This is a genomic window from Clostridium sp. CM037, assembly GCF_055081095.1.
Genome location: NZ_CM143650.1, coordinates 2,783,538 through 2,803,256, shown reverse-complemented (window position 1 = coordinate 2,803,256; position 19,719 = coordinate 2,783,538). Strand labels below are relative to the sequence as shown.

Annotated in this window: 15 protein-coding genes and 1 pseudogene; 9 read left to right on the top strand and 7 right to left on the bottom strand. The window is 31.0% G+C overall.

Annotation, left to right across the window (positions count from 1 at the left end; translation table 11 throughout):
- Nucleotides 1-127 precede the first annotated feature (127 nt).
- Both ACWJKP_RS13590 and ACWJKP_RS13585 read left to right on the top strand, forming a co-directional pair.
- Nucleotides 128-739, top strand: a complete 612-nt coding sequence (locus tag ACWJKP_RS13590; protein ID WP_165412258.1) for an accessory gene regulator B family protein — start codon at nucleotides 128-130, stop codon at nucleotides 737-739.
- Nucleotides 714-863, top strand: a complete 150-nt coding sequence (locus tag ACWJKP_RS13585) for an AgrD family cyclic lactone autoinducer peptide (RefSeq protein WP_165412259.1) — start codon at nucleotides 714-716, stop codon at nucleotides 861-863. The genes ACWJKP_RS13590 and ACWJKP_RS13585 overlap by 26 nt, the downstream gene beginning before the upstream one ends.
- A 6-nt stretch (nucleotides 864-869) precedes the next feature.
- On the opposite strand, the gene ACWJKP_RS13580 is transcribed toward ACWJKP_RS13585, so the two are convergent.
- Both ACWJKP_RS13580 and ACWJKP_RS13575 read right to left on the bottom strand, forming a co-directional pair.
- Nucleotides 870-2,147 (bottom strand): sensor histidine kinase, encoded by a 1,278-nt coding sequence (locus ACWJKP_RS13580; RefSeq protein ID WP_165412260.1) that lies wholly within the window; start codon nucleotides 2,145-2,147, stop codon nucleotides 870-872.
- On the bottom strand, nucleotides 2,138-2,878 hold the full coding sequence (locus tag ACWJKP_RS13575; protein ID WP_165412261.1) for a LytR/AlgR family response regulator transcription factor: 741 nt from the start codon (nucleotides 2,876-2,878) through the stop codon (nucleotides 2,138-2,140). The genes ACWJKP_RS13580 and ACWJKP_RS13575 overlap by 10 nt, the downstream gene beginning before the upstream one ends.
- A gap of 880 nt (nucleotides 2,879-3,758) precedes the next feature.
- Between ACWJKP_RS13575 and ACWJKP_RS13570 the strand changes: the two genes are divergently transcribed.
- The gene (locus ACWJKP_RS13570) at nucleotides 3,759-5,303 is read left to right on the top strand and encodes a M4 family metallopeptidase (RefSeq protein ID WP_165412262.1); all 1,545 of its coding nucleotides are present in this window, start codon (nucleotides 3,759-3,761) and stop codon (nucleotides 5,301-5,303) included.
- A 95-nt stretch (nucleotides 5,304-5,398) separates the two neighbouring features.
- On the opposite strand, the gene ACWJKP_RS13565 is transcribed toward ACWJKP_RS13570, so the two are convergent.
- The 3 genes from ACWJKP_RS13565 to ACWJKP_RS13555 all read right to left on the bottom strand — a co-directional run bounded on the left by ACWJKP_RS13565 (nucleotide 5,399) and on the right by ACWJKP_RS13555 (nucleotide 7,525).
- Complete coding sequence (locus ACWJKP_RS13565) at nucleotides 5,399-6,220, bottom strand: endonuclease I family protein (protein WP_224578876.1); 822 nt, start codon at nucleotides 6,218-6,220, stop codon at nucleotides 5,399-5,401.
- Between the two features lie 386 nt (nucleotides 6,221-6,606).
- A complete protein-coding gene (locus ACWJKP_RS13560) occupies nucleotides 6,607-7,098 on the bottom strand; it encodes a hypothetical protein (protein ID WP_165412263.1) in 492 nt (163 codons plus the stop codon).
- A 28-nt stretch (nucleotides 7,099-7,126) separates the two neighbouring features.
- The gene (locus tag ACWJKP_RS13555) at nucleotides 7,127-7,525 is read right to left on the bottom strand and encodes a hypothetical protein (RefSeq protein WP_224578878.1); all 399 of its coding nucleotides are present in this window, start codon (nucleotides 7,523-7,525) and stop codon (nucleotides 7,127-7,129) included.
- A gap of 301 nt (nucleotides 7,526-7,826) precedes the next feature.
- Here ACWJKP_RS13555 and ACWJKP_RS13550 point away from each other — a divergent pair, with 301 nt between their 5' ends.
- Together ACWJKP_RS13550 and brnQ are read left to right on the top strand one after the other, a co-directional pair.
- On the top strand, nucleotides 7,827-9,323 hold the full coding sequence (locus ACWJKP_RS13550; RefSeq protein ID WP_462961211.1) for an amino acid permease: 1,497 nt from the start codon (nucleotides 7,827-7,829) through the stop codon (nucleotides 9,321-9,323).
- Nucleotides 9,324-9,715: 392 nt separating this feature from the next.
- Entirely contained in the window at nucleotides 9,716-10,990 is a 1,275-nt protein-coding gene (gene brnQ / locus ACWJKP_RS13545) for a branched-chain amino acid transport system II carrier protein (protein ID WP_165412265.1), read from the top strand.
- 56 nt (nucleotides 10,991-11,046) lie between these two features.
- On the opposite strand, the gene ACWJKP_RS13540 is transcribed toward brnQ, so the two are convergent.
- Both ACWJKP_RS13540 and ACWJKP_RS13535 read right to left on the bottom strand, forming a co-directional pair.
- Nucleotides 11,047-11,868 carry a response regulator transcription factor gene (locus ACWJKP_RS13540; protein ID WP_165412266.1) on the bottom strand — a complete coding sequence of 274 codons (822 nt, stop codon included), beginning with the start codon at nucleotides 11,866-11,868 and terminating at the stop codon, nucleotides 11,047-11,049.
- Nucleotides 11,869-11,885: 17 nt separating this feature from the next.
- Nucleotides 11,886-13,646 (bottom strand): cache domain-containing sensor histidine kinase, encoded by a 1,761-nt coding sequence (locus ACWJKP_RS13535; protein ID WP_165412267.1) that lies wholly within the window; start codon nucleotides 13,644-13,646, stop codon nucleotides 11,886-11,888.
- A gap of 360 nt (nucleotides 13,647-14,006) precedes the next feature.
- Here ACWJKP_RS13535 and ACWJKP_RS13530 point away from each other — a divergent pair.
- The 4 genes and pseudogenes from ACWJKP_RS13530 to ACWJKP_RS13515 all read left to right on the top strand — a co-directional run bounded on the left by ACWJKP_RS13530 (nucleotide 14,007) and on the right by ACWJKP_RS13515 (nucleotide 19,700).
- Nucleotides 14,007-15,272 (top strand): annotated as a pseudogene (locus tag ACWJKP_RS13530) (ABC transporter substrate-binding protein).
- A gap of 108 nt (nucleotides 15,273-15,380) precedes the next feature.
- Nucleotides 15,381-16,250 carry a carbohydrate ABC transporter permease gene (locus ACWJKP_RS13525; RefSeq protein WP_165412269.1) on the top strand — a complete coding sequence of 290 codons (870 nt, stop codon included), beginning with the start codon at nucleotides 15,381-15,383 and terminating at the stop codon, nucleotides 16,248-16,250.
- Between the two features lie 23 nt (nucleotides 16,251-16,273).
- Nucleotides 16,274-17,155 (top strand): carbohydrate ABC transporter permease, encoded by an 882-nt coding sequence (locus tag ACWJKP_RS13520; RefSeq protein WP_165412270.1) that lies wholly within the window; start codon nucleotides 16,274-16,276, stop codon nucleotides 17,153-17,155.
- A 142-nt stretch (nucleotides 17,156-17,297) separates the two neighbouring features.
- Entirely contained in the window at nucleotides 17,298-19,700 is a 2,403-nt protein-coding gene (locus ACWJKP_RS13515; protein WP_165412271.1) for a GH36-type glycosyl hydrolase domain-containing protein, read from the top strand.
- The last annotated feature ends 19 nt before the right edge of the window (nucleotides 19,701-19,719 follow it).

Below are 19,719 nucleotides of genomic sequence, written 5' to 3'. Positions count from 1 at the left end.
GTATAAAGTATGTTTAAATGTCATTCAATGCAATTTTCGTGTCGTTCAATACAATTTCATTGACAATTAGCTATTTACTTGTTAAATTTGACATATAAGAAATTGTTTTTATTAAGGAAGTAATTGCATGAGATTATCAGAAGAGTTTAGTATGAAATTATCAAATTATATAAAAAGAAAAGTGCCTAATAAGACAGAAGAGGACTTAGAAATTATAAGGTATGGGATAGAAGTGTTATTTATGAATATTACAAAATTTCCTATTATTTTAGCTGTAGGATATGGAGTAGGTTTATTCTGGTATACGCTGTACACCGTAATAATCTTTGGGATTTCGCGTCGCTTTGTAGGAGGAATCCATGCTAGAAAAAGTATTACATGCTTAATCTCTACAGGACTTATAATATTGGGTGCCATATATATTTCTTTAGCATCTCAACTTACCATTATTGTAAAAGCGTTTATTTTTATAGTTGTTGTATGTATATTTTTTAAATATGCACCAGCAGATACAGAGGAAAAACCTTATTTAGATAAAAATGTTAGGCAAAATCTGAAAATAAAAAGTATACTTACAGCTATTGTTTATTTTCTTTTTTCTATATATATAAAAAACCCATTTTTTTCTAATATCTTTATGTATATACTATTGGTAGAAGCCATTCTTATATGTCCGATTACATATAAAATATTAAACAGGAGGTATAACAATTATGAATATTACAGAGAAAGTATCTGAAATTTTAGCAATTAAAATAAGCAATATAGCTACGAATATAGCGCATACATCCACTAAAGCTTGCATTGGTTATGCTTTAGAAGAACCTAAAATGCCAAAATCATTATTAAGAAAAGCTAAGTAGTCTTATCTACCTAGCCTCTATATACAAATCTTGAATAAAAAATTCTTTTTTAACAGATGTTTTTAATAAAACATTAGGATATTTGTTATTTACAATTTCTCTTACATTATTTAAACCTATTCCACGATTTTGACCTTTTGTGGAATAGTTTTTTTTGTATATCTTGCTTATATTTACATTGCTATTATAAGAATTAGCAATAGTTATATTTAAACATTCATCTTGAATGAAAGATATAGATACAAATTTCTCTTTGCTATCTTTTGCCGCTTCATATGCATTGTCTATCAATATACCTACAATTCTACATAGATCTATAATATCTATATGAAAAGTATCTATTGTATCTAAAATCTCTACTGATAGAGTTATATTATCTAATTGAAATTTTACTATTTTAGAAGTCAATAATCCCTTTAAACCAGCATCTTTTATTTTTTTTAGCTTAAGTATTTCATTGTTTTCACATTCATTAATTAACTCTACATTAAAAATTCTTTTTAATTCTTCAATATTATTGTCTTCTAAATATCCTCGTGTCATAAAAAGAATATTATTACAATCATGTTTAAACTTAGCTACATCATCTACTAAATTTTCTATAATACTAGTATATGTTTTTAATTGTATAAATTTTTGTTGCTTTGCTTTTAACATATAATTTTTATGGGAAAAGATCAAAATCAGAATTATGCAAACAGTAGAAATTAGAAGTACAATAACAACGGTATAATTATTGAAGGACTTATATGATAAAAAATAGATAATAATAAATACAATCATTAAATTTGTAATAAATATAGTATTTACCATAAAATCATTATCTTTAATTCTATATTTAGAAATTAAAGATATAGTAAATATTTTTTTAAAGTTAATTATAAAAACAGCAATGAAAAATATTACAATATTAAACAAAATAAATATTATTTTGTTTGTAGATAAAATTTTTAGATTAATATTTAATATATTAGTAAAAAATTGCATTGTTAAAGATTCAGATAATGTCATTATTAGGGTTATAAAAAATGTAGTTTGAATCAAAGATAAGATATTGCGTTCAAGTAATACGGCTAAAATTATCATAAGAAATATAGTGGTAATGATAACCTTATAACCATTTAAATAATTAAACTTAAGCACATAATAGTATAATATAGAGACACTTAGTATTATTATGAAATTGTTTATATTGATAGTAAATTCATATTTTTTTAATTTACAACCAATATATAATTGAACATAAAACATAATAAATAAAAGAACTATATTTATTATCCACACGCATTGTTCACCTCTTTTAAACCTGTCCTAGAAATAGGGCATCTGTCTCCTGTCACCATTTCCACATAAGGATTATTAGAATTTTTACATACGATTTTTATATATTTCTTATTCACTATATTTGTTTTATGGGTTTGAATAAAATTATTATCTAGTGAATTCATTAATTCTTTTAACGTGCTGTAAAATTCAACGATAGTATTGGTACTATGAAGAGTCACTTTGCGGCTATTTTTTATAGTTTCAATATAAATAATATCTTGAAGCAGTATATTAAACATTTCTGCACCTATTTTAATTACTAATTTCTTTGGATCTTCATCTTTTTCCTTATTCAGTATTTGGGTAGCAATTAAAAGGCTTTCTTTTAACTGATTTTCAAGATGTATGCTTTTATTTATGAATGTTATCACACGTAGTTTGTATTGAAACACTTTAAAACTTAATTCAACATGATTGGTAACAAAAATCATTTCACCTGAATACTTATCTAATTTTCTAATCTCTCTTCCTAGGGTTAACCCGGTTTTTTCTTCATTTAAATCGATATCCAATATGTATATGTTATTTTCAACATTATTTTTAACATATGATATAACATCAGTGGAATTATTAAAAGTTAACACAGTGAAATCTTTGAAATCCATTTCTTCTTCGTAAGTTTCCACAACTATATTTTTTAGCAGACTCACTGTTTTGGGACAATCATCACATATAAGTATATTAATCATTATTTAACCTCCTTTTGTTATATGTCTAGTATGTTGCAATTAAGATATTAGAGTGAATAATATGCTTAATTAGATTCTTTAATACGTTGAAATTGAGCTATGGTAATGATGGGTGATCCACTGTAGTTTAAGTATTATATACTTGACAGCAGGATACCAATTGATATGTTGATAGAGGATTGAATTCTAATTTGTTTTCTCTATTATAGATATATTCTACAGATATATTGGAATACCTTCAAAAATTGACAATTATACGGAGAGGTATGAAGGTGAAATTGTTGAATAATGATAGGATAAGCCTGCTTGTTTTAATCTCTAGGGTGACTAGTTGAAGCATAAAAATAATTAATGAAGCATAATAATGATTAATGAAGTTTTGGGAAACTAATTCTGTTAAATAAATATATTGGTCAAAATGTTTTATTAACTTTGATTTCATGGAATTTTATCCCAGAGGTTTATATAGTCATAATGAATATAAATTCTAAAAAAGTGGGGGAATTTCTACTTTGGGCAAAACCACATTAATAAGCAAAAACCAGCAGTTTTATTTTGACTGCTGGATTTCTAAGTTTTATTAACGAAAACGGTCCGAGTAATATTTCAATTCTAATATATATTTATTACAGGTTAACGCATAAATGGTCTTTTTATAAATATTGCAGCTTCGCAGAAGATGATTTAACGTGACTACAATATTTTATAGACATTTTACTAGTTAAATTTTGATGTTCCATTATAAATCATTTAAAATAATAAAAAAAATGTCATATATTATGTTGCGAAATTAGTTGACTATAAAGAATATTCTCTTTACTATATAAGTAGTTATATACATAAAAACACTGTATATACAAATTATAGAGGGGGAGATTATATGAAAAAAGCAATTTCAATCTTAACTGCAATGGCAATGGTGGTTTTAATTAATCCAGCTAATGCAAATGCATCACAAGGAAAGCCGGCAAATTTTGTAAAGGTACAATCATCAGAAAAATTGTCAAAAGACATGAAAGGCGTGCATAAATTCTTTAAGGGAAATAAAACCGTAGTCGAAGATTCAGTGAATAAGTTGGAAGAAGTAAAATCAAATGATGATAAATTGGGTTTTAAACATATCAAAACTCAACAAATGGTAAATGATATTCCGGTTTATGGTAATGAATATATTGTTCATTTTAATCAAAAGGGTGAAGTATATGCTGTGAATGGTAAATATGATGCTAACGCAAAAAATGCAAAAATAAATAAAGAACAGTTAATAGGTGAAAACAAAGCTCTTGAAATTGCAAAAACGCAAGTTAAATTTGATAAGCTTGAGGCGGATCCAACTACTAAACTTTACCTATACAATATAAACGATAAATATGTTCCAGTTTATGTTGTTTCATTAAGCTTTCTATCACCAACACCAGGAAATTGGAAGTTCTTTATAAATGCTGAAAATGGAGATATAGTAAAAAAAGGCAATAAAATATCTAAGGTTGCTGCTACAGGAACAGGTTTAGGTGTACTTAATGATTCTAAATCATTAAATCTTGACAAGGTTTTGGTACGTAACAAGGCTCAATATCAATTAAGAGATACCACAAGAGGTAATGGCATAACTACTACTTCAGCGGCTAATACTACTAACAAAATTGGTTCTATAGTCTATTCAACTACAAACGTAATTAATGATAAAGCTGCTGTAGATGCACATTACTATGCAGGAGTTGTATATGATTATTATAAAACTAAATTCAATAGAAATGGTTTTGATGGAAAAGATATGGAAATTAAATCTACAGTTCACTACGCTAAGAACTATGTTAATGCTTTTTGGAATGGAACTCGAATGATTTATGGAGATGGGGATGGTATTGATTCTATTGAATTATCTGGAGCTTTAGATGTAGTGGGTCACGAAATGACACATGCAGTAGATGAAAAAACAGCAAATCTTGAATATGAATTTCAATCTGGAGCATTAAATGAATCTTTGTCAGACTCTTTTGGTGCATTCATCGAAAATTATGGACAAGCTGATAAATTTGACTGGTTAATGGGTGAAGATGTTTGGACACCTAAAGTAGAGGGTGATGCATTAAGAGATATGTCCAATCCAACTAAATATGGCGATCCAGATAATATGAGTAAATTTGTAGTTACTCCTAATACGCAAGAAGGAGATTGGGGTGGAGTTCATACAAACAGTGGAATTCCAAACAAAGCTTGTTATCTTATAGCTTCAAATGCTAACGTAGGGATAGCTAAAGCAGAACAAATTTATTACCGTGCTTTATCTAATTATTTAATTGCAACTTCTAACTTCCACGATGCAAGGGTTGCACTTGTTCAATCCGCAACAGATCTTTACGGTGCAGATGGATCAGAAGTTGCTGCGGTGAATGCATCTTGGGATGCAGTAGGAGTAAAGTAAAGAATGGACTATTTGATGCTGATTGTGATAATTTAATAGATTAGGATTAAAAAAACTAACTCGAATTTTTATTTGTGAGTTAGTTTTTTTAGTAATTAGTTCCAAATCAAATTTGCCCATTCTGGATGATCTATAAATGGATTTCTGTTGTGTTGATAATTCTTATAGATTACATCATTTCTGTGTCTTTCAAAAGCATCAACTGGATCCTGGGCATTCCATTGTAATAAAACAGATAATTTACCTATATAAGGAGCTGTATTATTATTGGTTAATTCGTTTAGCTCTAAATTTACTTCTCCATGCTCTCCTTCATAACGCACTGCCATATAAAACAGCATCCTAGCGATATCCCCTTTTACGCTATCTCTTGGTTCAAAGGAATCACTATCAGATTTACATAGAGGTGCTTCAGAATTAGGTGTACCACCCATATCAAAGTCTAAATTTCCTCTTGCGCTGTTTACAGATACATCGGCTGGTCTAAGGTGATGCAAATCCGTTCCAGCTCCTGCGGTAGTTCCAAAATTACCATGTGATTTTGCAAATACATGTTCTCTATTCCAATTATCTACTCCGCCTCCATTTGTAAGCTCTCCTTGGGAACGTCCGGTATAAAGCAAGATCACGTTATTTGCATTGTTTGGGTCTTCATCTGTATTTCTTAATGCATCCCAAACCTGTTTATAAGAAAGCTTAGTATGATTATCAATGATATCGTTTAATGTTGATTTAAGACTTATGCCTGTTTTACCAATTGCAGATGCATAGTAGGTACTGTCGTATGGTGAAGTAGTACTTGAAGCTGTAGGTTGCCTAGCTAGATGACCTTGTACTGCTTTTAAGGTGTTGTTTTGTGTAGCTGCAAATGATAAGTCAAATAAAAAAGACGAAAGAACAAAGGATAAAATAAGCACAAAACTAATTACGAAGCTTCCTTTTTTGAAAGTTTTCTTGTTCGAAATTAACGCCCCCTAATAATAATTTAACATAATTAATAAAACTTATAACTTTCCCAATAGCATCTAAATTTAATTCATATAAAATATCTATATGCTTTTAGGTGATAAATTATTTCATTGATTATTAAATAATATAAATAAACACAAAGGGAATGACTTATTTCCCTTACAGAGATTGGAATTGATGCAGATAAGCTGTGTTGATAAAAGCTATAAAAAATTGTCCGTCACATCACCAATCTTTTAGAGAGAAAGAATGGAAATGAAACGAACAATCTATGTTAATATAGTTATGAGAGCCAAAGTGGATTTTTCAACGACATTAAAAATGCAAAAAATATCTAACACATAACAATAATTTTATATGGTGTGGTCTGAGCTGGTACACTCTTTGTGGTAGCGCCATAGACAATAATTAGATTTCGATTTGTAGGGTTATTGCTAAATGATTGCCCATTTTCTAAAACTATCTGAGTATTGGGGGCAATGTTTAATTTTAAATTATTATCGCTACTAACCAACTTATCGTTAAAATAGTCTACTTTCACATTTTGATATTGTGCATCTCTTGCCATAACAATTGATCTAAATTGTGGCGGAAAAATGAGAGGAACAGGTGCATTTGCATCATAAAAGCCAGTTACCATATCTCCAGGTATCACCATTACATGGTCTACAAAGTAAGTAGTCGGCGTAACCACGAAATTAACTAAAGTTCCATATACGTTTTCTACAGACATTAATTTATAACATCCCGCGCCTTCTTCATTTGCCCCTATCCAAAAGTCATTAATCATGGTAATCATACCATGGAAAGGTTGGAATTTTTCCATATTATTCCTCGATTCTTTAATTATTATTTTAAAAACATTGGAAACTATTAATATTTCTCAAATCCATTCCGAAAAATCTCCATCTATTTCTATTCCAGCGGAAACCGGATATAGATCTAGGACCAACAAATGTAAGCCATGCCCAGAAGCCTCTTTCTCTCCTTGGCCATATATATACAAATCTATAAAGGCAAGGTCTAATTGCACCTGGGTCTATAGCTAGAGGGGTAGCACCAAATTGTTGTGATTGAGGCTGCGATGGTGTAAAGTTTGGAGGTGCAGAAGACGGTCCACCTTGAGGCCCTTGTGCGAAGGATGTAAAATCATCCATTTGCCTGTATGGATACATTAAAGGGAAATCTTGAGTTTCTAGTTCATAGTTATACGTTGGATTATAAAATCTAATGGTATCTTCATCAATATACATTTAACTAACTCCTTAAAGTATTTACAATATAGTATATGATTACTTTTAGGTTTTGTTATTTTTAATTTTAGGTGATTGTATTTGCAAAACAAATTGAGTTCACAATTAGGGTTTAATTCTACGATTTATAACTGAAATTTAATAATGATATATTATATTTCATATAATATATAAAGTTATATAAAATATTGAAATAAAGTGTGAATAATGTTAGTATGAAGAGGATTCATGGAAAATATTGGGAGATCAAAGATTTGTAAACGATTCTTGTAGTATTAATTAATTGGAGGGGGTTCATAATATGAACGAGACAGGGGTTAAAAAACTTACCTGGAAAAATCTAGCACTGATGGCTTTTGTTATGGTATGGGGATTTGGAAATGTTGTTAATAACTTTGCAAATCAAGGGTTAAAAGTTGTTGGATCATGGATAATTATTATTTCATTATATTTTATACCTTATGCATTAATGGTAGGGGAATTAGGTTCTACATTTAAGGAGGGAAAAGCAGGAGTTAGTACATGGATAAAATCTACAATGGGTACAAAATTAGCTTACTTAGCAGGCTGGACTTATTGGGTAGTGCATGTACCATATTTAGCACAAAAGCCCCAGTCAATTTTAATAGCATTAGGATGGGTAGTAACACAAAATGGAAAATTCATTAATGGTTTTAGCCCATTAGTGCTACAATCAGTAACATTAGTACTATTTTTATTTTTCCTATGGTTTGCTTCAAGAGGTGTTAATTCATTGAAAAAAATAGGAACCATAGCAGGAACATCAGTATTTGTAATGTCAATGTTATACATAGTGATGATGATTGCAGCACCTTCAATTACAGGAGTGAAAATTGCAACAGCACACATAACATTAAAATCTTTTATTCCCGATTTTAACTTTGCATACTTTACTACAATATCTATGCTGGTGTTTGCGATAGGTGGCTGTGAAAAAATAGCACCTTATGTTAACGATACAAAAGAGCCATCAAAAAATTTCCCAAAGGGAATGATTGTACTTGCAATAATGGTAGCAATGTCAGCATTATTAGGTTCAGTTGCAATGGGAATGATGTTTGATGGAAATAACATTCCAGTAGATTTAAAAATGAATGGACAGTACTACGCATTTAAAACATTGGGTAATTACTATGGCGTAGGAAATTTATTTTTAATTTTATATGCAATTGCGAATATGCTTGCTCAAATTTCTGCATTAGCGTTCTCCATTGATGCTCCTTTAAAAATATTATTTGCAGAAGGAGATAAAAAATATATTCCTGCTAGTCTAATGAAAACAAATAAATATGGAGCTCCAATTAATGGATACAAAATGACTGCTGTTTTAGTTGGAATTTTAATAATTGTACCAGCCTTAGGTATTGGAGATATGAATACCCTGTACAACTGGTTATTAGATCTAAATTCAATTGTTATGCCAATAAGATATTTGTGGGTATTCTTATCATACATGGCTTTAAGAGGCTTTGCTAAAAAGAAATTCTCTTCTGAATATAAATTTATAAAAAATGATAAGATAGCATTCATAATAGGTTCATGGTGTTTTGCATTTACTGCATTTGCATGCATTATGGGAATGTTCCCAAAAGTAAAACCAAGCTCATCAGAGTATACTTTCCAACTTGTGCTTAATTTATTAACACCATTTATACTTTTATGCTTAGGATTAATATTGCCTCTAATTGTAAAAATATCAAATAAACGAATTACCATAAATAAAACAAATATTAACAAAAATATCTTAGAATATATCTTAAAATCTAAGGTGAAATAATAAAAATTGACTTAAGCGGATAAAGCCCTAAATTCCATGGGCTAAGGCCGTTTAATTTTTTTTGTAGTCTAATTCCATTACTAAGGCAAATTGACAGTAAACTGAAAAAATGGTAAGATGGGATATTAATAATAATTTTAGATCTAAAGTTGAAAGGAGAATTGTATAATTTTTTTGGGGTACAGGTAATTGTTTGTATTTAAGGAGAAAGTAATCATTGTAATAGCTGAATTCCAATTTACCGACAAGTTCTGTTTCTATTTATATGAATATGAAGTTAATATGTACAAAGTAAATCATCTTTAAAAGAAGTACTGATTTATTTATTATAAAAACTATAAAGATTAATTAAGAGGGAGGTTACATAAATCAAAAATTCAACAAAGCATTCAATGGTTATAGGTTTTGCATTATTTGCAATGTTCTTTGGCGCAGGAAACCTAATTTTTCCACCAACATTAGGAAAAGCAGCAGGGAACTCAGTTTTATTATCAATTATAGGCTTTCTTATTACAGGAGTTTGTCTTCCTCTATGTGCAATAATTGCCTGTGCTAAAATTAATGGTACTTTCGAAAAAATGGCAGATAGGGTAGGTCCAATATTTTCTGTGATAGTCTCTATTGCTTTAATTCTTGTAATAGGACCTTTATTCGCAATTCCAAGAACTGCTGCAACAACTTTTGAACTGGGAATACATCCTTTATTTCCATTAATTGGACAAAGCATATCGATTATAGCTTTTTTTGCAATAGTGCTTGCATTTGCGCTTAAACCTTCTTCAATAATTGATAATATAGGTAAAATACTTACACCAGCACTTTTATTAATGTTAACTGTAATTATAGTTAAAGGAATAATAGATCCTATTGGGCCAACTGTATCTACATCTTACCAAGGTGGATTCTCAAAAGCTTTAATAGAAGGATATCAAACAATGGATGCTATGACTGGTGTTATATTTTCATCAATAATTCTTGCATCTATTAGGGCAAGAGGTTATGAAAGCTCAAAAGATATAATGAGGATAACTATGAAATCGGCTGTAGTGTCTTTAATCGGTTTATCCTTTGTATATACTGGACTTATGTACCTTGGAACTCAAACGACTACTTTGTTCTCAAAAAGTATATCTAGAACTAGTCTGGTTACAGAAATTGTTAGATTAGACCTAGGTAGTATTGGTAGTGTTATACTTAGTTTATGTGTTACTATTGCATGTTTAACGACTGCTATAGGAATACTTTCAGCTGGATCAAAATTCTTTGCTAAACTTTCTAAGGGGAAATTATCTTATAAAAGTATTGCTATTAGTATGGCTTTAGTAAGTGGAGTAATGGCTACAAAGGATGTTGATAGTTTAATTAAATTGGCAGGTCCAGTTTTACAAATTATATATCCAATTGTAATTGTTCTAATAGTTACTACCTTGCTTGGTGATATAGTGAAAAATAATAAGGTAGTTGCTATAACTACATACACAGTTTTAATAGTAAGTGTTTTAAATACTATAAATAATTTAACAGCAAATAGCATTGGGTTCTTTAAATATGTTCCTTTATCCAATCTAGGATTTGCATGGATTATACCAGCTATACTTGCTTTTGTAATTTCTAACAATTTAGTGAAATTAAATGAAATTACTAAAAATAGAGGATTAGTGGATTAATCCACTAGAATCTTTTAAGTTATAAAAACTACATAAAAACTGGAAGCTTTTGATTTCTATTCATCATTAAAAATCTTATTTCGATACTCCATAGGTTTTAAACCAGTAATATTTTTAAAGAGTTTATTGAAATAAGTTACGTCTGTAAAACCTATCATTGCTGAAACCTCATAAATTTTATATTGGGGTTGAAGTAATAGTTTTTTAGCCTCATCAATACGTATTTCACTTAAGATATCAATAAAGTTACTACCAGTCTCTTTTTTTATCAGCTTACTAAGGTACCAGGTACTGATATATAAATAGGCTGATACATCTTTTAAGGTTAAGCCCATAGCTACATTCTCCTTCATAAAAGACAGGGCTTTAACTACAAGCAACTTAGAACTTTTTTCATTAGTATTAAGTGAGTTATCTTCCATGATTGTAACGTCATCACTTAAATTGTAATTTTCTTTAACTTTTCTTTTCAAATTCTTAAAGATTTCTTCATTTGATTTTACTTTTTTAAGTTCAATAATAGCTTCTTTAATGGAGAGGATTAATTCCTTAGTATTTGTGGGTTTAAGAAGAAATCTAAAGGCTCCAAGTTTAACAGCTTGTTGGGCATACTCAAAATCTCTAAAGCCAGATAATATTATTATTTTACATTCATGCTTATGTTTTTCTAGTTTAGAGATCATTTCTAAACCATTTAAACCTGGCATCCTGATGTCAGTGAAGACAATGTCAGGTTGCATTGATGAAATCATTTCTAGTCCTTCATCCCCGTCTGAGGCTTCACCTATAACGCTGCACCCCAATGAATCCCAATCAATAACAGTTTTTAGGCCTTCTCTTATGATTTCTTCGTCATCAATTATAAGTACTTTAAACATTTAATATACACTCCCTTTTATATGTCGGCGGGTACTTTAATTGTAACAATCGTACACATACCCTCTTGACTTTCTATTTTTAGTCCGTAATCTTTACCATAAAGTAGTCTAATTCTGCGATGCACATTAATTACACCTATCTTAGAATTATCCAAGAAATTTTCTGAATCTGGAAATTTATCATCACTCATGTCTTCTATTAGGGCTAGTAATTTGCTTTTTTCAATACCTAACCCGTCATCTGCCACAGTAATAATTAGTTGATTGTTTTCCTTCTTTATTATAATATCTACTGTTCCACCACCCTTTTTCATTTCAAGTCCATGGTATATTGTGTTTTCAATTATAGGTTGAATTAAAAGCTTAGGAAGCCTGTTATTTAGGGTGTCTTCATCAATATTTAAATTAAATCCTATTTTCTTTCCAAATCGTTTCTGGATTAAGAATTTATAGCTTTGGATATATTCGATTTCTTTATAAACAGGAATAAATTTCTCGTTGCTCCTATTTAGGTTTGCTTCTATAATGTACGAAAAAGCAGAAATCATTTCACTGACCTCATCATCACCGTGAATTTTTGCTTTCCAGTTAATGGACTCAAGTGTATTATATAAAAAATGGGGATTAATTTGAGCTTGCAATGCATTAATTTCAGCTTGCTTCATTACAATTTGCTCTTTATATACTGTATCAATTAGGGTCTTTATATTTTTCGACATTTTATTAAAGGTACGAAATACGAAACCAAATTCATCCTTGCGATCACTTTCTATTATTACACCCATGTTACCATTTTCTATTTCCTTCATTCTTTTTATTAATACCTTCAGTGGATGTATCATTGTATTATATAAGTAATTTATAAGTAATAAGCAAATGGGAAGAGTAGCTATACATAGAAGTATACTAAATTTGGCTACCTTTCGTATCTCTTTAAACAATACGTTTCCTGAAATTCCAACAACAAGTTTCCAATTGGTTGGTTTAATTGTGTCATATATCATATATAGAGAGTCACTTTTAGTCTTTATCTCTCCTTCACCTTTGTCTAAATTAGAATTAAGAAAAGATTGTATGGATTTATTAGTATTTACATCAAAACTATCATTTATAAATATTAATTGGCCATCGCTACTATAGAGACCCAAAGTTTGCCTTGAGTTAATCATAGTATTGTTAAATATTTCCATAAAGCATTGATTATCTATTTTAAGGGCTAAAAGACCCACTACCTTATTCACATTTAATGAATCGTATATGGATTTTGCTAAGTATATACCATCTATTTTCCCGTTTTTACTTGCTACATACCATACTGGAGAGCCTTTTCCTTTTATGGCTATCTCATTTAACTTATCAATATTAGTGTAACAATCCGTAGTAGCAACAAAAGCTCTATTTGCTTGAAAAACCTTTCCACTCTCAGAGTATTTAATGAGAATTTCGTTTAGCTCATATTTAGAGAAAAGTAAGGATTGTAAATACCGTTGGAAACTGTTTTCATATATAAAATCTAAATTATTAGTATTAATTAAAGTGTTTGTATCAATTATTTTACTATCATAAAAAAGCTGTATAGAGTAAAGGTTAAGCTTATCCATTCTGTCTGAAAGCGAATGGGTCAGTTGCTGGGCTGCACTTTGATAGTCCACTATAGCTTTTTCTTTAATCGTTTTTGAATAATTCACATATCCTAAATAGCCAATAATTATTATAGGATAAAGAATGAATAGAATTGCAATAATAATAAGCTTGGATTTCATAGAATGTTTTGTCATAATAAAAGTCCTTTCATAAGCTGATTTTAATTTTAATATGTTTTCTATAAGTATACCTTATATTAGGCTGAATGAATTCCGGAACTAATTATATATTAAAAAGAAATTATCATAAAAAAGCATTGATTCATAGGTGTAAATTACCATATTTTGGAGACAAGCCAAAATAAACAAATAAATACCAATATGGACTGATTTAAGTTTTTGATATGAATGTTATAATATGATTGTAAGTAAGAGGTTTCATCTAAACGTTTACTTGCTAATTTGAAAGGATTCAATCAGTATTATTAATAAGCACAAAGCTCATAATTTAATATTTTAATAATATTGTAGAAATAAAAATAGGGGGATATCAAAATGAAGAAATCCAAAAAATTGTTTTGTTTGCTCATGACAACTGCTGTTTTAACTTCAGCTTTAGCTGGATGCGGTAGCAAGAATTCAGCTACAAGTACAACAGTTGCAGAGGAGACGGAAGTAACAATTAGAGTAGAAACAACTTTTACTGGTGCAGACCCATACACCGAAGTATGGCAACAGGCTATAAAAGATTTCCAAGCTAAAAATCCGAAAATTAAAGTTATAGATGAAGCTACTTCTGCTGCAAGTGAGGCTTTTAAAACAAAAATAAATACTGATTTCGCTTCAGGTAATGAACCAGATGTAACATACGGATTTAATAGCGCATCTGGAAAACCGCTTGTTGATTCCGGTAAGGTAATTTCTTGGGAAGATGAATTAGCTAAGGATGCTACTTGGGCTGCAAACTTTAAGAAATCAGGACTAGATGCTGCAAAGTATAATGGTAAGCTTTATGCACTTCCTTACATTGGTTTTTTTGAAGGAGTATGGATAAATACCGATTTATTTAAGAATAACGGACTTGAGATTCCTAAGACTTATGAAGATATTATAAAGGCTATTCAAGTACTTAATGCAAAGAACATAACCCCAATCGCTTGTTCGTTTGCTTAAGAACCACATTATTTAATTGAGACATTATTACTTTCACAAGGTGGAGCTTCCGGTCATAGTAAATTATTTGATGCGAGTTGGGCTCCAGCACTTGCATTAACTAAAGACCTTTATGATAAAAAAGCATTTACAAAAGATGCCTTAACAATTAAACAAGCTGCTTGTTCTCAGGCTTTTGCTGATAAGAAAGCTGCAATGTTTATTTCAGGTTCTTGGGCAGGTGGAGCATTTCAGGGTATGGAAAATGTTAGTGTAATACCGTTCCCACTAGTACCAGGTGCAAAAGCTAATGCTAATGACATCATTGGTGGTACAGGCACAGGTTGGTATGTAACTAAGGCTCTTAATGATAAGAAAAATGGAGCTGGTATTAAATTTGTTAAGTTTATGACAGAGCCAGAACAACTCGCTAAGTTTGCTGAAAAAGGAGGGGTTCCACTTGAAAATGTACCAGCTTCAACTACAGGTGGTGCACTAGCAAAAAATATCGGTGACTTTACGACTAAAGCTACTAGCATGACTGGTCCTGCTGGAGATAATATGAATCAGGAAGCCTTTACAGCTATATGGAAAGGTATGCAATATATAGCTTCTGGAAAGAAGACATCACAACAAGTACTCGATGAGGCACAAAAATTAGTAAAATAGTCAAGACTCAGTAGTAATATCTCTAATTAATAATACACAATGCTCAATATATAATAAATTCTATTGATCATTGTGTATTTTAAAATAATGTTTCGGGGAGTAATGAATATGATTTTAAAGGATAAAAAATATGCTTTTTTATTTTTAGCGCCAGCCCTTACTTTAATTACGGTTTTTCTATTCAATCCGCTAATCCAAACATTATATTTTAGTTTAACTGATTGGCATTATTTTTCAATGAAAAAGTCTTTTATTGGTTTAGAAAATTATCGGAGACTTCTACATGACCCAGTAGTTGGGATAGCAATTAAAAACACACTATTATTAATAGTATTATGTATTATATTTGAAATTGGATTCGCTCTACTCCTTGCTATGTTAATGGATGGAGTCAAGAGGGGTTTTAAGATTTATAGAACAGTTTTCTTTTTTCCTGTTGTAGTATCAGGTTCCGCAATAGGACTTTTGTTCTCACTTACATATCAGTATGATGCAGGTCTTTTGAATAACATTTTAGGTGTATTTGGTATGTCAAAGACAATATGGCTAACTGAAAAATCTTCAGCATTACTTTCTATGATGCCGTATGTTTGGCAAATGACAGGTTTTTATTTTGTAATATTTATGACCGCACTTACAAAAATACCAAGTGATATATATGAATCAGCATCTTTGGATGGTGCAACGGGATTAACCAAATCAATATATATAACACTTCCACTTATAAGGGATGTAATAATTACAACTATTGCTTTGGTAATTACATCAGCTATAAAGGTTTTTGATATTATATTTACAATAACGCAGGGTGGTCCTATGAATTCAAGTCAGGTTTTGAGCACATATATATATCAAACTACATTCCAATCTATGAATCAAGGCTATGGGTCTGCACTATCTATTCTTATGGTTGTTATAGGAATTGGTTTGACTATTATTACTACATTAATATCAAGGAAAGATCCAATAAGTTATTAGTTGTTATGGAGGGGTGTTAGAGTATGTTAAATTCAAAAGTTTCAAAAGATATTTATATAGAAAAAAAGCATATTAATTCAAAAGTTAAGATGTCGAAGATTATTACACATTTTATATTAATAGCATGGGGTATAACAACCATTGCACCAATAGCATGGGTTATTATGAATAGCTTTAAGAGTTCATCTGAAATAATTTCTAGCGCTCTTAGTTTTCCAACTAAATTTAATTTAGATAACTTCAAATCGCTTGGAAAATATTCTCAAATAGACATTCCTAGGGGGTTTTTTAATAGTCTTGTTATTTCTGGTACTGTTGTTGTATTAGTATTAATTCTTGGAGCAATGGCTGCATTTGTACTAGCAAGATTTAAGTTCTTTTTAAATGGACCAATAATGATACTTTTAGTTGCTAGTATGCTTGTTCCACAATTTGCAGTTATTATTCCTAATATTAAAATATTGCAGTTTTTTCATTTTAATAACACTTATTTAGCTGTAATAGTACCACATACTGCTGGATTTTTAAATTTTGCTATAATTATGATGACAGGATTTATGAAGTCTCTTCCTGTTGAGCTTGAAGAAGCTGCGATAATAGATGGGTGTAGTATACCAAAAATATTTATGAGAATAATAATCCCATTGTCTACTCCAATACTCGCAACCTCAGGTATAATGATTTTTTTATGGTCTTATAATGATTTACTTCTCCCACTTGTATATCTTACAGGGGAATTAAGACCTATAAGTGTGCTTTTAACACAAATTTCAAGCCAGTTTAACACGGATTATGGTGCGATGATGGCAGCGCTCACAATAACAATAATTCCAGTGATAGCACTCTATGTAATTTCTCAAAAATATGTAATTAAGGGTATGATGGCTGGTGCTGTTAAGGGATAAGGAAAATCAACCTAACTGAAAGGATTTGATAATATTACTGTGCTTGTACTTTAGAAATATCCAGCAATGCTAAGGAGTTATTTAAAGAAGAACTAAATCAAGTTAGTAGTACAATTAAATTATAGTAAAGGGAGAAGATAAAATGAAATATGGATATTTTGATAATGTAAACAGGGAATATGTTATTGAACGCCCTGATGTACCAGTATCTTGGACGAACTATCTTGGGGTGAAGGATATGTGTGCTGTAATTTCTCAAAATGCAGGTGGGTACCTATTCTATAAAAAGCCACAGTACAATAGAATAACTCGTTTTAGACCAAACGGCGTACCACTAGATAGACCTGGCCACTATGTTTACCTTCGTGATGATGAATCTAGCGACTATTGGACAATTTCTTGGCAGCCAGTTGGCAAAGACCTTAAAAAGGCAAATTATAAATGCCGTCATGGGCTATCTTATTCCAAATTTTCCTGCGAATATAGCGATATAAGTGCAGAACAGATTTTGTTTATTCCAGTAAACGATGATGTAGAATTATGGGATGTAAAGATAAAGAACAATGGAACAACTCCACGTAAATTAAGTGTGTTTTCTTATGTAGAGTTCTCATTCCAAAATATTGATATGGATAATGAAAACTTCCAGATGAGCTTATACGCATCAGGTTCTAGTTATGAAGATGGAGTTATAGAAAATGATCTTTTTTATGATAATGGTGAGACAGGTTATCAATACATAGCATCGAGTTTTAAACCAGAGAGCTATGATTGTTTAAGAGATAAATTCTTAGGAAACTACCACACTGAAGATAATCCAATAGCTGTAGAAAAGGGAATTTGTAGTGGGAGCTCAGAACTCGGTGGAAATCACTGTGGTGCTTTACATAAAAAAGTAATCTTAGCTCCAGGAGAAGAAACTAGACTTATATTTATGGTTGGTGTTGGTGCAAGGGCTAAAGGCATGAAAATGAAGGCTAAATATTCAAATGTTGCTACTGTAGATAAAGCATTTGATGAACTTAACGAATACTGGGAAAGGAAATTATCGGCATTCCAGATTAAGACACCAAATGAAGGCATGAATACCATGATAAATACATGGAACCTTTATCAAGCAGAAACAAACGTTGTGTTCTCAAGATTTGCTTCATTTATAGAAGTAGGTGGAAGAACAGGACTTGGATATAGAGATACTGCTCAAGATGTTATGTGTGTTCCTCATACAAATCCTAAAAAGTGCAAACAACGTATAATTGAACTTCTTCGTGCACAGTCGAGCATAGGCTACGGATTACATTTATTCCAACCAGAATGGTTTGATTCAGAGGTTGCTAAAATTTTACCTTCAAAATCACCAACAGTTTTACCTACTCCAAACATGTCAGATGTAGTACATGGATTAAAGGATGCATGCTCAGATGACGCATTATGGCTAATTGCAGCAATATGTGAATATGTACAAGAAACTGGTGAAGCCCAGTTGTTTGATACGATGGTTACTTTTGCTGATGGAGGAGAAGCCACGGTATATGATCACATGAAGAAAATACTTGATTTCTCAAGGTCGCAGGTTGGAGCTACAGGGATATGTAAAGGTCTTAGAGCAGACTGGAATGACTGCTTAAACCTTGTAGGAGGGGAAAGTGCTCTAGTATCTTTCCTGCATTTTTGGGCACTAAACAACTTTGTTGAATGTGCTAACTTCTTAGGTAGAACAGAAGATGTATCGGTATATAGCGCAATAGCGAGTAAAGTTAAAAAAATATGTGAAAATGAGCTTTGGGACGGGGAATGGTATATTCGTGGAATTACATCGGATGGAGAAAAAATAGGAACTCAAAAAGATGAAGAAGGAAAGGTTCACCTTGAGTCAAACACTTGGGCTGTTATTTCTGGTGTAGCGGGCCCAGAAAGGGCTAAGGCTTGTATGGATGCGGTAGATAAATATTTATATTCAGACTTTGGTCTACACTTAACGTCACCATCCTATACCAAACCAAATGATGGAATAGGTTTCGTAACTCGTGTATACAAGGGAGTTAAGGAAAATGGAGCTATCTTCAGTCATCCTAATCCCTGGGCTTGGGTTGCTGAATGTATGATTGGACGTGGTGATAGTGCTATGAAGTTCTACGACGCCTTATTACCTTATAATCAAAATGATATGATAGAGACTCGTGAAGCCGAACCATACTCATACTGTCAATTCGTGATGGGAAAAGATCATACAGCTCACGGTAGAGCAAGGCACCCATGGCTTACAGGAAGTGCTGGTTGGGCATACTATGCAGCAACTCACTACATGCTAGGAGTTCGTCTTAACTTTGATGGCATGATTATAGATCCATGTATACCAGGAGATTGGACAGAATTCGAAGTTACTCGTCTATGGCGTGGAGCAACTTATAATATAACCATAAAAAATCCAAATGGAGTACAGAAGGGTATTAAAGAAATAATTTTAAATGGAACGGCAGTGGAAGGTGCTATTAAGCCACAAAAAGCTGGTTCACAAAATATTATAGTTGCTATAATGGGCTAATAAAAGTAAGTATATTAAA

Bases quoted from the DNA above. Each gene is read 5' to 3' on its own strand.
- brnQ (WP_165412265.1), top strand. From the start codon at position 9,716: ATGGTTATAGGTTTTGCATTATTTGCAATGTTCTTTGGCGCAGGAAAC.
- ACWJKP_RS13550 (WP_462961211.1), top strand. From the start codon at position 7,827: ATGAACGAGACAGGGGTTAAAAAACTTACCTGGAAAAATCTAGCACTG.
- ACWJKP_RS13585 (WP_165412259.1), top strand. From the start codon at position 714: ATGAATATTACAGAGAAAGTATCTGAAATTTTAGCAATTAAAATAAGC.
- ACWJKP_RS13525 (WP_165412269.1), top strand. From the start codon at position 15,381: ATGATTTTAAAGGATAAAAAATATGCTTTTTTATTTTTAGCGCCAGCC.
- ACWJKP_RS13540 (WP_165412266.1), bottom strand. From the start codon at position 11,868: ATGTTTAAAGTACTTATAATTGATGACGAAGAAATCATAAGAGAAGGC.
- ACWJKP_RS13555 (WP_224578878.1), bottom strand. From the start codon at position 7,525: ATGTATATTGATGAAGATACCATTAGATTTTATAATCCAACGTATAAC.
- ACWJKP_RS13560 (WP_165412263.1), bottom strand. From the start codon at position 7,098: ATGGAAAAATTCCAACCTTTCCATGGTATGATTACCATGATTAATGAC.
- ACWJKP_RS13515 (WP_165412271.1), top strand. From the start codon at position 17,298: ATGAAATATGGATATTTTGATAATGTAAACAGGGAATATGTTATTGAA.
- ACWJKP_RS13570 (WP_165412262.1), top strand. From the start codon at position 3,759: ATGAAAAAAGCAATTTCAATCTTAACTGCAATGGCAATGGTGGTTTTA.
- ACWJKP_RS13575 (WP_165412261.1), bottom strand. From the start codon at position 2,878: ATGATTAATATACTTATATGTGATGATTGTCCCAAAACAGTGAGTCTG.
- ACWJKP_RS13590 (WP_165412258.1), top strand. From the start codon at position 128: ATGAGATTATCAGAAGAGTTTAGTATGAAATTATCAAATTATATAAAA.
- ACWJKP_RS13535 (WP_165412267.1), bottom strand. From the start codon at position 13,646: ATGACAAAACATTCTATGAAATCCAAGCTTATTATTATTGCAATTCTA.
- ACWJKP_RS13520 (WP_165412270.1), top strand. From the start codon at position 16,274: ATGTTAAATTCAAAAGTTTCAAAAGATATTTATATAGAAAAAAAGCAT.